The sequence below is a fragment of the Mesorhizobium sangaii genome (assembly GCF_014207355.1).
Classification (GTDB): domain Bacteria; phylum Pseudomonadota; class Alphaproteobacteria; order Rhizobiales; family Rhizobiaceae; genus Mesorhizobium; species Mesorhizobium sangaii.
Genome location: NZ_JACHEF010000001.1, coordinates 387,560 through 401,001 on the forward strand (window position 1 = coordinate 387,560; position 13,442 = coordinate 401,001).

12 protein-coding genes and 1 pseudogene are annotated in these 13,442 nt (G+C 61.4%); all 13 read right to left on the reverse strand.

Annotated elements, in window-relative coordinates; genetic code table 11:
• Window positions 1-7: 7 nt before the first annotated feature.
• The 13 genes and pseudogenes from HNQ71_RS02070 to HNQ71_RS02130 all read right to left on the reverse strand — a co-directional run bounded on the left by HNQ71_RS02070 (window position 8) and on the right by HNQ71_RS02130 (window position 13,439).
• Window positions 8-211 (reverse strand): DUF1656 domain-containing protein, encoded by a 204-nt coding sequence (locus tag HNQ71_RS02070; RefSeq protein WP_184870947.1) that lies wholly within the window; start codon window positions 209-211, stop codon window positions 8-10.
• Window positions 208-2,151: an FUSC family protein gene (locus tag HNQ71_RS02075; RefSeq protein WP_184870948.1), complete on the reverse strand. Its 1,944-nt coding sequence runs from the start codon at window positions 2,149-2,151 to the stop codon at window positions 208-210. Before HNQ71_RS02075 ends, HNQ71_RS02070 begins: the two co-directional genes overlap by 4 nt.
• A 16-nt stretch (window positions 2,152-2,167) precedes the next feature.
• Entirely contained in the window at window positions 2,168-2,314 is a 147-nt protein-coding gene (locus tag HNQ71_RS02080) for a hypothetical protein (RefSeq protein ID WP_184870949.1), read from the reverse strand.
• A 222-nt stretch (window positions 2,315-2,536) separates the two neighbouring features.
• Window positions 2,537-2,998, reverse strand: a complete 462-nt coding sequence (locus HNQ71_RS02085; protein WP_184870950.1) for a MaoC family dehydratase — start codon at window positions 2,996-2,998, stop codon at window positions 2,537-2,539.
• A 17-nt stretch (window positions 2,999-3,015) separates the two neighbouring features.
• Window positions 3,016-4,680, reverse strand: a complete 1,665-nt coding sequence (locus tag HNQ71_RS02090; protein WP_184870951.1) for a fatty acid--CoA ligase — start codon at window positions 4,678-4,680, stop codon at window positions 3,016-3,018.
• Between the two features lie 80 nt (window positions 4,681-4,760).
• On the reverse strand, window positions 4,761-5,726 hold the full coding sequence (locus tag HNQ71_RS02095; protein WP_184870952.1) for a 3-hydroxyacyl-CoA dehydrogenase NAD-binding domain-containing protein: 966 nt from the start codon (window positions 5,724-5,726) through the stop codon (window positions 4,761-4,763).
• Between the two features lie 22 nt (window positions 5,727-5,748).
• Window positions 5,749-6,618, reverse strand: a complete 870-nt coding sequence (locus HNQ71_RS02100) for a 3-hydroxyacyl-CoA dehydrogenase (RefSeq protein ID WP_246461152.1) — start codon at window positions 6,616-6,618, stop codon at window positions 5,749-5,751.
• Between the two features lie 87 nt (window positions 6,619-6,705).
• Window positions 6,706-7,488, reverse strand: coding sequence for an enoyl-CoA hydratase (locus HNQ71_RS02105; protein ID WP_184870954.1), 783 nt, complete (start codon window positions 7,486-7,488; stop codon window positions 6,706-6,708).
• Between the two features lie 31 nt (window positions 7,489-7,519).
• Complete coding sequence (locus HNQ71_RS02110) at window positions 7,520-8,746, reverse strand: CaiB/BaiF CoA transferase family protein (RefSeq protein WP_184870955.1); 1,227 nt, start codon at window positions 8,744-8,746, stop codon at window positions 7,520-7,522.
• A gap of 26 nt (window positions 8,747-8,772) precedes the next feature.
• A complete protein-coding gene (locus HNQ71_RS02115; protein ID WP_210333726.1) occupies window positions 8,773-9,615 on the reverse strand; it encodes an enoyl-CoA hydratase-related protein in 843 nt (280 codons plus the stop codon).
• A gap of 62 nt (window positions 9,616-9,677) precedes the next feature.
• The gene (locus HNQ71_RS02120; protein ID WP_184870956.1) at window positions 9,678-10,883 is read right to left on the reverse strand and encodes an acyl-CoA dehydrogenase family protein; all 1,206 of its coding nucleotides are present in this window, start codon (window positions 10,881-10,883) and stop codon (window positions 9,678-9,680) included.
• 152 nt (window positions 10,884-11,035) lie between these two features.
• Entirely contained in the window at window positions 11,036-12,556 is a 1,521-nt protein-coding gene (locus tag HNQ71_RS02125) for a mechanosensitive ion channel domain-containing protein (RefSeq protein WP_184870957.1), read from the reverse strand.
• A 272-nt stretch (window positions 12,557-12,828) separates the two neighbouring features.
• Window positions 12,829-13,439, reverse strand: a pseudogene (locus HNQ71_RS02130) (response regulator transcription factor).
• Window positions 13,440-13,442: the final 3 nt, after the last annotated feature.

The window sequence follows — 13,442 nt, forward strand, 5'->3', positions numbered from 1 at the left end:
GTCTCCATCAAGCGAGAAGCACAAGGCCGCCAAGCACAACCACATAAAGGCTGAACTCGGCGATCGACACGTGGCTGAAGATGCTGGCGAAACCGACGAGGTGTAGGATCGGCCGAAGCCCGAGAATGACGACGAGCGCCGCGACCGCGTAGGTGATGAGAGGCGCGAACATGACCCCGCCGATCACAAGCTCATGAAAATCGTGCGTCATAACCTGGCTCCTTGAGCATCAATGGTTCCTGCCGGTGCCTGCTCGACAATTGCACTGGCAGTGACGAGCGCTGCACGCGCGGCGGCGACGGCATGATCGGTCTCGGCGCTGGCATGCAGATCGTCGGCGGCTGCGCGGATAAGCTGCGGATCGCGTGCGGCCAAAGCTGCGCGCGCGTTCACGACCAATGTGCCTAGGGAGCGATCCGTCAGCCGGGCAAGCCGGGCTGCAGAACAGCGGATTGCGGCGGCTTGATCGAAATACGCCAGAGCGTGCTCGACCGAGCTGCGGTACTCCGCCTCGTTCGGTCCGGCTGCGGCGATCTGCCCGACCCGCACGGCATCTCTGAATGCAGCCTCCTCGGGCGCGTAGCGCCGATCGGAGCGATCCAGCAGCTGCCGAAGATCATCCTTCGCCGACGCGAGCAGCCAGCGCCTGCGCTGACGGTCCGATACCGGCGGGATGAGATACTGGGTTGCGAGCAGTACGCTCATCGCCGCACAGGTGAACAGCGACGTGAAAAGGAATGCCTGCGGATTGTAGGTTTGCGGATTGCTTGCGGCGAATATCGCCGAGATGAAAATCAGGTTCACCTTTCCGAGACCCGCCCAGACCGGGTTCGGCGAGGTCGCCACGAGCGCGGCTCCGATCAGGAATGGGGCAAGGCCGAGCGCCAGCAGCGGAAAATCGGAAACGCCGTTGAGGACGACGAACTCCTGGACGAAGGTCAGAGCGACCGCGATCGGCACGCCGATAAACCCGAGCGTTGTAAACATGCGCGGCGATGGCGTCGTTGCACCCAGTCCGAGGGCGACTGCAACCAGGGACAGCGCCGAGCTCGCGCTTGGCCAGCCGGCCAACACGAAAAAGAGGGAAGCTGCTGCAACACATGCTGTCGCCCGGACTCCATTTTCTATCGCAATCCGCTGCGACCGGTAGAGTGGCGCGCGCCATGACCATTGTGGGCGCACGACGGATTTCAGCGCCATAAGGTTAAGCTGAACCTCCGCATCCCGCCGCATAAGGTCGCCGAGCGCCCAGCGATGTGGCGTTTGATCAGCATCGAGCGAGTCGGGGTGTTGATCTCGGAATGATACGTCCGAAAGGTCTTCGGAGGTCAAGTCAAACGAGCAGGCCCACTGTTCGCGCAGTGCCATATCCGGGATGGCCGGGAGCGCGGCCAAGGCACGCGCCGCCTGCAGCTCCGCCACCAGCGCCACCATCGCGCTGCGGGCTGAAGCGCTTCTCACCGGACCACTGCTCGATTCGGCTGCGAGGCTCGATATGTCCGGGCGCAGCGTGACGATCTCTCCGATCAGGGCTGTTACCGCCACGGCATCGGTGGCCTCGCGGCGAATGACCGCCCGTGCATAGTTCCGCACGCGCTGGTGAAGGGCTGCGAGCTGCGCGCCAAGCTGCGGATGACGATCGGGAGCCAGCAGCAGGTCGTTCACGAGCGTGATCGACAGCACCCCAACCGCAATGGCGGCACCGCGCTCCATGGCTGCTTCAAAGACATTCTGCGGGTTGTCAATCTGCTGGATGGCGATGAACGCAACGGTATAGCCAGACAGCACCGCGGCGTATGCGCGATAGCCGTCGAGCAGGCTGCACGCATAGATGCAAAGGCCCATCCACAAAGCGAAGGCCACGAGAAGCAGATCTCTCGTTTGCGAAAGCGAGCCGACGATCACAATCGAGACAACCACGCCCAGCGTGGTTGCAATCAGGCGAAATCCGGCCTTCTCCAGCGCCTGCCCACGCGTTGGTTCCGCCAGTATCATGACGGTGAGCATGGCTGAGACCGGCGCCTCGAGTTGAAGCCAGAAACTCGCCAGCAGGGCAACGACCGCGGCCATCCAGATGCGGATGGCAAAAGCCCACGACCGGAGAGGAAATCCGGCGATGACGAGGGGCATTTGTGTCGTGGTTGCGCTCACGGCCGGACCCATTTCCTCACTGAAGGATCACGCTTGCGGCGGAAACCAGGATCCACAATCCGAACAGCGGAATAAGTATCCACCGCGCCTGGGTGACGCTGATGTCACTCTTCGTCCTGACGATTGCAGCGACGCGTGAATTGCTAAGCCGGGGATCGCGCATGACACATCTCCTGTGTTGGATGCGCTAGAGATCGACTGTCGGCGGCCGCAAATCCATTGCACGATAGTGTCGGCAATACTTTTGGATTGGTTTACGAAGCAGCGTCTCTCGGCTTGAGGCCGAGGCAAGACAGATTGCCCCAACGGTTGGGTGCTGTTGCTTTGGCAGGGTTGCCTCAGGGTTGATGTCGTCGCGGCTTGGGAGTGGCCTGCAGCGCTTAGGTCACAGCCTTCGCGGGACCACAAGCTTGGCCGTGAGGTTCTGAACAACCTCACCACGCTGATTGATCGTCCGGCTGACGATAGTAGCGATGCCTCGACCTGGCTTCGATCGGGAGGGTGTGATTTCGACGACTTCGCTCTCCACGTGCAGGACGTCGCCGGGGCGTGTCGGCGCCGGCCAGTTTATCTCTCCTCCTGCCCCGATAATTCCGCCGGCCAGCGGCAAGCCGCCTTCGACATTCAGCCGCATGGTGATCGCGGCGGTGTGCCAGCCGCTTGCCGCCAACCCCTTGAACAGGGTGTCCCCGGCTGCCGCCGCATCCAGATGAAACGGCTGCGGATCAAATTGCGCGGCGAAAGCCTTGATCTGCGGTTCATCGATGGTATGGCTGGCGCTGACAAAGCGCTGTCCGACGTGGAGATCGTCGAGATGAAAACGACCTGCCGGGATCCGGTCACTCATGATGCAGTTCCTCCCTTTCATTCAACGACCGCCATATTGCCATAGGTCGCTCTGAGTTGCTTCTTGTCGAACTTTCCGACGCTGGTCCGGGGAAGTGTGTCTACAAACAGTATTTTGTCGGGAATGCCGACCTTCGAGATCACACCTGAATCGGCAAACGACTTCAGATGCGCCATTATCCTGATGTCGCTGAGTTCGCTGCCGGTCTTGGCATTCCTGATGACCAGAGCCAGGGGTCGCTCGCCCCATTTCTCGTCCTTGATGCCGATCACCGCCGCTTCGGACACACCCTCGCACTGAGAAATGAGGTCTTCAATCTGCAACGATGAGACCCATTCGCCACCGGACTTGATGACGTCCTTTATCCGGTCGACGACACGGAGATAACCACCGGCGTCGATGACACCGATATCGCCAGTATGCAGATAGCCACCGGACCACAATTGTTCGGACGCTTCCGGGTCGCCGGCATAGCCCTGCGTGAGCCACGGTGCGCGCACCACGATTTCGCCGGTGGTTTTGCCGTCGCGCGCCGCCTCATCCCGGTTCCTGTCGACCAGGCGCAGGTCGACAAGCGGTGCCGAGATGCCGGCCATGGTTCGGATATCGAGTTGTCTGTCCACATCGGCAGTCAGGTCCTCGGTTCTGACCTGTGCAAGTGAAAGCAGGGGCGCAGTTTCAGACATGCCATAGCCGGCATAGACGTCAACGCCGAGCGCAAGCGCTTGCCTGGCAAGCGCCTTCGGTAGCTCGGAGCCCCCGACCGCCATCTTCAATCCGGCAAGGTCGGTGTTTGCCGCCGTGGCGGCGCCGAGAAGCATCTGCAGGATTGTCGGAACGCCATGCGTGACCGTCACGCCTTCAGTCTTGATCAGCTTGACGAGCAAATGCGGATCGTACCGGCCCGGATAGACTTGCTTGGCTCCGCTAAGCGTCGCCGTCCATGGCAATCCCCAGGCGTGCGCATGAAACATCGGGGTCATCGGCATATAGACGTCGTCGCGGCCGAAACGTCCCTGTTTCGTGGCTGTGCCCAGGAAAGCCATTTGAGCGAGCGTGTGGAGCACCAGCTGTCGATGGCTGAAATTGACGCCTTTTGGCTTACCCGTTGTCCCTGACGTATAAAAGGTCGTGGCGAGGGTGTCTTCGTCGAAGTCCGGGAAATCGTAGTCGGCCGAGGCGCCGGCCAGCAGGTGCTCATATTCGCCTGCAAAGGAGAGGCTGCCAGTCTGGGGAACCGCTCGGTCCGACATCACAATCAGCGTCTTCACTTTGGGCAGTTGCTGCCTGATCCCTTCCAGGACCGGCACGAAATCATCGTTGACGAGAAGCACTGAGGGGCCTGCATGATCGATCGTGTAGGCGATCTGCTCCGGCGACAGCCGGACGTTCACGGTTTGCAGGACAGCCCCCATCATTGGAACCGCAAAATAGGCTTCCAGAAACCGATTGCTGTCCCAGTCGAGCACGCCGACTGTGTCGCCGGCTGCAACACCCAATCCGGCGAGGCTGGACGCGAGCCGGCCGATGCGTTCGCGCAACTGGCGATACGTGAAGCGCCTCACGTCGCGATAGACGATCTCCTGATCCGGTGCCTGCACGAGCGGCGTATGCCACAGCTGCTTTATGAGCAGCGGATACCGATATGCGGAGTTGGCGCCTGCTATGAGCCTGCCCGTCATGGCGGCATCCTCTGTAGTTTAGGAAAGCAAATTGCAGGAGCGGTCGCGATCGGTGATCGCGGCCGATGCCGATACTGAGCCTAAGCCGCGCGCTCGCCGGCTGTTCCCGAAGCGTTGGTGCGCAATTCGAGCAGGCCGAGCAGCAGTTCGTCGCGTTCCGCCTCAAGCTCCGCGACTGTGCGCGATCCGATCTCGGCATGGACGCTGTCGATGAGCTTCTGCTGCACCTCCTTCGTCAGCACCGGCGCGCCGAGGGACTTCCACGAAGCGGTCATTGGGCCTGCGAACTGCTCGAAGAAGTGGTCGATGCCGCCTTGGCCACCGCCGAGATGGTTGAGCATCATGTTGCCCATAATGCCCCAACGCAGGCCTGGCCCATAAGACAGAGCGGTATCGACGTCGGCTGCGCTCAGCACGTCTTCGGCGACAAGGTAATAGACCTCGCGTGCCAACGCACCCTGGAGACGATTGGCGACGTGCCCCGGCAGTTCCTTGTTGATGCGCACCGTCTTCTTGCCGATCGAGGTGTAGAATGCTTCTGCGCGCCCGATCGTCTCTTCCGAGGTCTTTGCGCCGCCGACGATTTCGACCAGTGGCATCAGGTGCGGCGGATTGAACGGATGGCCAATGACGCAGCGCTCGGGATGCGCCGCAGCGCCCAGCTGGATCTGACTCATCGGCAGTCCCGATGAGCTCGAGGCAATGATGACGTCGGGCGGCAACAACTGGTCGAGCTGGCCGTAGAGCTTCTGCTTGAAATCGAGCCGCTCGGGCCCGTTCTCCTGCACCAGATGAGCGTCTTTCACGGCCTCAGCCAGATCGGCGGTAAAGACGAGCCGCAGCGGCGAAGCTCCGGGAGCGAGCCCAAGCCTCTCGAGCGCCGGCCACGCGGCGTCGACGAACCGTCTCAAACCGGCTTCAGCATTGGGCGCAACGTCGGTTGCGACGACGTCGAGACCTTTGGCCAGGAAGAGCGCCGTCCAGCTCGCGCCGATAACGCCTGTTCCGATGACAGCGATCTGGCGAATGGTTTTGGTGTCGGACATGATCTGATCTCCTTGAGAATTGTCAGGCGTAGGCAATGCCGGTGAGATTGCCCTGGGCATAACGAAGCGTCCGCTGCTCAGTCCCGTCGAGCTTGGCGGAATACACCGACCCGCCAAGGTCCGTGATGAACATGCGGTCGCCGGCAATATCGAGGGCGATGCCGATACCCTCCATCAGGCTGGCGAGCAGGATCTCTGGCGCACGCCCACGGCCGGGGGCCGGCTCGATCGGTGCGCGATTGACCGTGTTGCCGAAGGGAGGATCGCCGCGGTCGGTCCAATAGAGGAAGCCGTTTTTGAGATCGAGTTCGAGGTCGATTGGCTCAGGCAGGTCGTCGAACAGCACCTGGATGTCGGAGCGGTTAAATCCGTCCTCACCCTTCGGGAAATCCAGGCCTGCCCGCAAAATTCTGCCGAGGCCCGCATTATCCGGCCCCTTTTGTGTCCAGTAGACGTGGCGCCGGATCGGGTCCACGGCAATGCCGACGCACCATCTTGTCGCGTCGCTTCGATCGTCTTCGCCCTGCCCGGTCTGAACCAGTGTCTCGACGTCGGTGCCGTCAAGGTTGGCACGCATAACCCGCATCCCCTCGCGGTCAGACCAATAGAGCTTGCCGCTGCGCTGCTCCAGATGAAGCTGTTTTGGCGTGTGGGTGACGCCGTTCGGTATGATGATTTGACGATTGCTTCCGTCGAGATTGGCACGCTCGATGGAGCCGTCGTTGAGTTTGAGCGTCCCCATGTTGGTCCAGTAGATATGGCCGGCTTCGGCATCGACCACGATGCCGTCGGGAAACCGGCAGCCGGTGACGATGACGCTTTGGTCGGAGCCGTCCGAATTCATGGCTTGAATGCGACCGCCGCTGAGTTCCAGCACGAACAGCCGGCCCATGCGGGCCGCGCCCGAAATGGTCTTTGCCTTGGTAGCTTCTAATATGCTCATGACCTGTCCCTTTCATGTCGCGGATGGCGGCAACGCCTATTCGGCCGCCATCGCTGACGTCTTCGTGAAATTCGGTGGACGCTTCTTGAGGAAGGCAGACAGCGCTTCCTTGGTGTCAGCGGAACGCAGGCGCTCGGCAAACTCCTGCCCTTCCGCGTCGATCGCCGCCTTGATCTGGTCGATGAAACCCCGTTTGAGGAGCCGCTTGCTGGCCTGCAATGCGCCACCTGGCTTGGCTGCAAGCTTCTGTGCCGTCTCCATCGCCGTGGCGAACAAGCCATCGTCAGGCACCACGCGGGTCACGAGACCCAGCTCCGCCGCCCGCGCAGCGCTGAACCGCTCTCCCAGCAGGAACAGTTCCGCGGCCCGAAGATGCCCAATGCGCGCCGGCAGCGAGTAGCTCGATCCAAACTCCGGCGTCAGCGCCAGATTGATGAAGGGCAGCTGAAACCGCGCACCTTCGCCGGCGTAGACCACGTCACAATGGGTCAGCATCGTTGTTCCGCCGCCGACCGCGGCACCCTGTACCGCCGCGACGATTGGCTTTTCGAACCCTACAAAAGCGTGCATCAGTTGCGTCTGCGGAGACTCCCCCGGCCCAGGCGGTGCTTTGAGGAACTCGCCTGCATCGTTGCCGGCGCAGAAGTCATCTCCTGCGCCATGCCAGAGGACAACACGGGTTTCTCCGTCCTTCGCGGCATCGATCAGGATATTCGCCAGCTGCGTGTACATGGCGCCGGTCATCGCATTCTTCTTCTCCGGGCGATTGAGCTCGACCCGCAGGATGCCGCCGGAACGTTCGGTGAGGATGTCGGTCATTGTTTGTCTCCGTACTGTCGTTTGCGATCCGCTATGCAGCGCGTTCCTGTGCCTTCGGCACGGCGCCGCTGGCACGCAGGCTGTCGATGCCCTTGGCGTCGAATCCGACCTGCCGCAGGATCTCCTCGGTGTGTTCACCAAGACCGGGAGCGCCCCTGGCAGGAGCCTTGGTTACGCCGCGCACCTGAATTGGACTGCTGATCGTTTCGGTCAGCCTGCCTCCCGCGCCCTCGAGCGGAACGACGATGTCGTTCAGCCGCAGCTGCGGATCCTGGATGACCTCCTGCGGGCCGCGAATGGCGCCGAACGTGACGTGGACACCGTTGAAGACATCGTACCAATGCGCCATCGGCTGCGCGCCAAAAACCTGGTCGAGAATAGCCGTCAGTTGCGGCCTGTTTGCCGCGAGCTTTGCGCGGTCGGAAAAGCGCGGGTCGGCGAGGAGGTCTTCGCGCCCGATCGCCTTTGCCACATCCGCGACTTTGTCGGCTGTAATGATCAGGGCGAACCAAGTCCCGTCGGAAGCTTTGTAGATGTTAAGCCCCGCATTGGCGGGATTCTCGCGATCGTGCGGGGCGGCAAACTTCGCGCCGGCCAACGCTCCCTGGATCGAGACGCTTGCCGACCAGACGCCCTCGGCAAGCAGCGAGGTCGTAACGTAGGCACCCTTGCCCGTGCGCTCACGCCGATAAAGCGCGGTGACGATCGCCGAATAAAGCCCCATGGCCGTCGCGTTGTCGCCGCTGCCGCCCACCGGCCAGGTTGGCGGCGCGCCGGCATCGCGCGTCATCGACAGCAGCCCGCTGCGTGCCCAATAGGAGGTGATGTCGAAGCCGGGCAGGTTCGCGTCCGGCCCGTTTTCGCCGAAACCCGTAAGGTCGGCGTAGATCAGCCTCGGATTCCATTCCACGACGTCGCTGTATTCAAGCTTGAGCTTGGCACGGGCGTGATGCGGCGTGTTGACGACGAAGACGTCGGCCCAGGTGACGAGCTTCTGCAGCACCTGCTGCGCGCTGGGCGATTTCAGATCGAGCGCGATGCTGCGCTTGTTGCGATTGGCGAGATGCCATTGATAGGGATCCTCTGCCAGCGGCTGCGGTGCGACCTGGTGCCCGTGTCTCCAGGGGTCGCCTGTCGGCGGCTCGACCTTGATGACGTCGGCGCCGAAGTCCGACAGGATCACGGCGGCACTGGGACCGGCGACGAAGCTTGAGAAGTCCACCACCTTCAGCCCGGAAAAGATGTTGTCGGTCGTCATTTTTCGTTCTCCTGAAATCTTGCGGTTCAGTGCCCGTGGAATTGGGGCGCGCGTTTCTCGAGGAAGGCGGACGTGCCCTCTTTCTTGTCTTCTGTTCCGGCGCTGAGGCCGAAATAGGCGGCTTCGAGGGCCAGGCCTTCGCTCTGGCCCGTGTCCAAGCCCTTGTGCGTGGCTTCGAGCGCATAGCGCACGGCTATCGGTCCGTTGGCGGCGATCTGGTGGAGGATGGCTTCGGCGCGCGCCAGTAGTTCGGCTGCCGGCACGATCTCGTTGACAAGGCCGATGCGGTACGCCTCGTCGGCACTGATCAGACCGCCGGTCAAAATGAGCTGAAGCGCGCGACCCTTGCCGATCAGACGGGGCAACCTCTGGGTTCCACCGCCGCCAGGGAGCAATCCCAGCTTCACTTCAGGTTGGCCGAATTTGGCCTGGGGCACGGCGATGCGGATGGTGCAGGCCATTGCCGTCTCGCAGCCACCGCCCAGCGCAAAGCCGTTGATTGCAGCAATGACCGGCTTGCCAAGATTTTCCACCAGATCGAGCACTGCCTGTCCAAGACGGCTCGATGCCTCCGCCTCGACCGCGCTTACATGCGCCAGCTCGCTGATATCGGCGCCCGCGACAAACGCCTTGTCGCCGGTGCCTGTAAGAATGACGCCGCGCACCGCGACGTCGTCACGGGCATCCTCGAACGCCGAGCGGAGATCCAGCCAGGTCGCCCGATTGAGCGCGTTCAACACCTTCGGACGATTGATCGTCACATAGGCGATGGCGCCTTTCTTCTCGTAGAGCACGTTGGCGGCGTACATTTCGCTTACCGGCAAGCTCGTGGCGTGCTCGAGTGTCTGTGCAACAGCGGGCGAGCTCATGGATCGTCTCCTGAGTTTCGAAGTGAATGACGGGATGTTTGACCGCTCCGGCCGTCAGCGCCTCACACGAAGGCGCTGAACCCGGTTGCGGCCTTGCCGACGATAAGGTTCTGCATCTGGAAGGTGCCCTCGTAGGAGTAGAGCGCCTCGGCGTCGGCAAACAGGCGTCCGACATTGTTGTCGACGATGATGCCGTTGGCGCCATGCACCTCACGCGCCCAGGCGACCGTCTCGCGCATACGCTGCGTCGTGAATGCCTTGGCGAGCGACGCATGCTGGTCGAGAAGCTTGCCCTCGCCGTGGAGTTCTTCGAGGCGGAACATCAGCGCCTGGCACGCCGTCACATTGGCGAGCATTTTGGCGATGAGATCCTGGATCATCTGGAACGAGGCGATCGGCTTGCCGAACTGCATGCGCTGCTGGGTGTATTTCACCGCGGCTTCATAGGCGCCCATCTGCACGCCGGTGGACATCCAGCCAACGCCGGACCGGGTCTCGCGCAACACGTGGGCGGTATCGCGGAACGAATTGGCGTTCTGCAGACGGTTGGCTTCCGGAACGCGGCAGTTCTTCATGGTGATCAGGCCGTTCTGGACCACCTTGAGCGCCATCTTGTTCTCGATCTTCGCCACGCTGAAGCCGGGCGTGGTCTTGTTCTCGACGATGAACCCCTTGACCTGGTTGTCATCCAGATCGCGCGCCCAGATGATCGACACGTCGCACCAGGGTGCGTTGCCAATCCACTTCTTCTCGCCGTTGAGGATCCACGTATCGCCTTCGCGCTTTGCGGTTGTGAGGAGTCCGCCACCCGTCCCCGAGCCAACCAGCGGCTCGGTCAGGCCGAAGCAGCCGATCATCTCCAGCCGCGCCATCGGCGGCAGCCATTTCTGCCGCTGCTCCTCGGAGCCCAGCAGGGCAATCGTCCCCATGGCCAGCCCGGTGTGAACACCAAAGAAAGTCGTGAACGACGGGTCGACGCGCGACATCTCCATCGCCACCAAGCCCTTCAGCTTCGAGCTGTAGTCGCCAACGTTGAGGCCGCCAATATTGAGTTCCTTCAGCGGTTCGATCAGCTCGAAGGGAAAAGCATCTCTCACCCAATAATCGTTGATGATCGGCGCGACCCTGGTCTCCATGAAATCGTGCACCTTTGTGAGGATCGCTCGTTCCTCGGCGCTCAACGTGTCTTCGATTTGATAGAAATCGGCGTTGGGCGCCGGCAGCGGTTTCGGCTCACGGGCCTGCTTCAAGGCAGTTGCAGAAGGCATCTCGATCTCTCCATGAATGCACCGCCGCCACAACAGTACGTCTTTGCTGTGAAAGTCGGTTCGTTGAATATGATAAATATGTAAGAATATTTCTGTGAAATCTATAGTACGATTGTATCGCCGATACTTTGGTATCGAGAGTCAGAGTTCAATCAAAGATGAAACAGATGCCGGATCCTAGCGGTCAGGCCGGGATCTGATCTCGGCAGTACAGAGCCATTGCGCTCATCCAGCCTGGACTGTTCCGCAGCGGTTCGCCTTGACAGGAGCAAGCCGAGTTCGTCCGCGATGGTGGGCCGGTCCCGCATGAGCGGTGCCAACCCTTCCTGGGTAATCTCATAGACGACGACAGGGGTCAGCGCTGTGATCGAACCGGGTTCGCCCGCGCCGGTCAGCAGACCGCCCTCGCCAAAGAAATCGCCTGGTGCCAGCCTGGCCAGTTCGGCAGCCTCGCCGATTGCACCCTCGCGCCCGCGCGTGACCACGGCCACGCCGCTGCGAAGGATCATAAGGGATTTCAGCACGCTTCCCTGTTCAACGAATACGTCGCCTTTGCGAAAGGTACGGCGCGTCATCGTCGAAGCAAGGGCTTCCTTTTCATCCTCGGTCAGATGGGCAAACAGCGGAACGGCATCGAGCAGCCGCAGCTGCGTGGCGCGCAGTCCGGCGGACAGGGAGCCAGAAGCCGATGCGGCAACAGCAAGGCCACTATCCGCAGGTGGGGCAAGAGCCAGTCCTGCGGCCTTCGCGTGGCGATAGGTTAGATCTAATATCTCGGTTTTTGCAATGCCCACCAGCGAGACATCGGCGACCCTGAACGTGACCTCCAGTTCGACTGCGTTCGCATCGAGCGAGGTTACATGAACACTGGGCTCTGGCGTTCTCAAAATGGACGTGCTGCTGAGCAGGACGGAATGCATCAACTCGATCATGGCAGACGGCGCTGTAGTCGGCCGTAGACGTATCGTGAGTGTCACCCCGTGGCTGGGCTCGGGAGTACTCAGATTTGTGAGTCTCGCCTTCGCGAGGTCGCTGTTGGGAACGATGACGAGATCATTGGCGCCAGTCAGCAGATGCGTTGCGCGCCAATTGGTCTCGACGACCTTGCCTTCAATAGCATTGCCGAGGACAAGCCAGTCACCGATCCCATACGGCCTGGCCAGATTGAGCGCGATCCCCGAGAACACATCGCTTAATGTGCTCTGCAAGGCCAGGCCAAAGATCACTGCGATGGCGCCGGAGGTGGCGATGAGAGTACCGACCGGAGCATTGAAGACGTAGGCGATCACCGACAGTGCCGCCCCGATATAGATAATGCCGACAACGAGATCTTGCAGGAAACGACCTTCACGAGCCCGGCCCTCGAAAATCACGAAAACGCGCACGAGACTGATCAGTGCCCATGCCGCGCTGATCCACCACGCGATCTTGGCGAGCCCAAGGAAAAAGCGCAGCAGACCGGAGGCATGCTGCGGCCCCGGCGCGTATGGGACGATGCCCTGCGACATCAGCAGGGCAGTCAGCGCGGCAAACAGAGCCAGTTGGCTGACCAGCTGGCGTTCGGATCGCCTGCGAAGCGCCAGCCGCGTAGACACCGTTCCGAGCGCGGCGAGCGCCCCCGTCTGCACGATAGGGTCAGCGGCCAGCTGAGCGATGTCGCCATAACTCGACATTGATCTCGGTTCCCTCGGCGACTTACCGCTCCTCCCGCCGGTCGGACCGTCAGTCAGGCCGTGAAGCCACGATGGTTCCGGTAGGATCGAGCCGAAAGCGAGTGCCAGATGCTCCCGTGTCCAAATGCATATTTGATCAGTGTGCCTGGATATCTATTGTACGTTGGTATCGACAACACTTTGGACTCGGTTTTTGTCCAGTCCTCGAAAGCTAGTGACATCGCCGACAGGGGTGTTGGTATTGAAGAAACCAAACCGTGGTCGGCGTGACGCTAGTGGCCGATGTGCAACCTGCCGGCCATGTTAACGAGATCGGCGAAGGATGCGGCCTGCATTTTTTCCATCACCCGGCCGCGGTGTGCCTTGACGGTGATCTCGCTGATGCCGAGCTCGTACGCGACCTGCTTGTTCAGCAATCCCGTGATGACATCACTTCCTGTTCGCGACGGCTGAGCGATGCGTGGCGCTCGCGCAATGCCCGCATCTCGATTTCGAGGGCGAGTGCTGTCCTGCTCCGGTCGAGAGCCTGTTCCAGGGCCGCCAACATCTCGTCTTCACCGAAAGGCTTGGTCAGGAACTCGACGGCCCCCGCCTTCATTGCCTTTACAGTCATGGGCACGTCGCCGTAGCCGGTAACGAAGATGATCGGCATCTCCGTCCGTTCCACGGAAACCAGCTTCTGCAGATCCAGCCCGTTCAAATCGGGAAGGTTGACGTCGAGGACAAGGCAGTTCGGAACCAGTGCCCTCGGGCGGGACAGGAAGTGCTGCGCCGACTCGAACATCTCAGCTTGCCAGCCCGCCGATTGGATCAGCAATTCGAGCGATTCGCGGACCGAAATATCGTCGTCTACGACGAAGACGAGAGGGATTTCCTGCGGCATAGG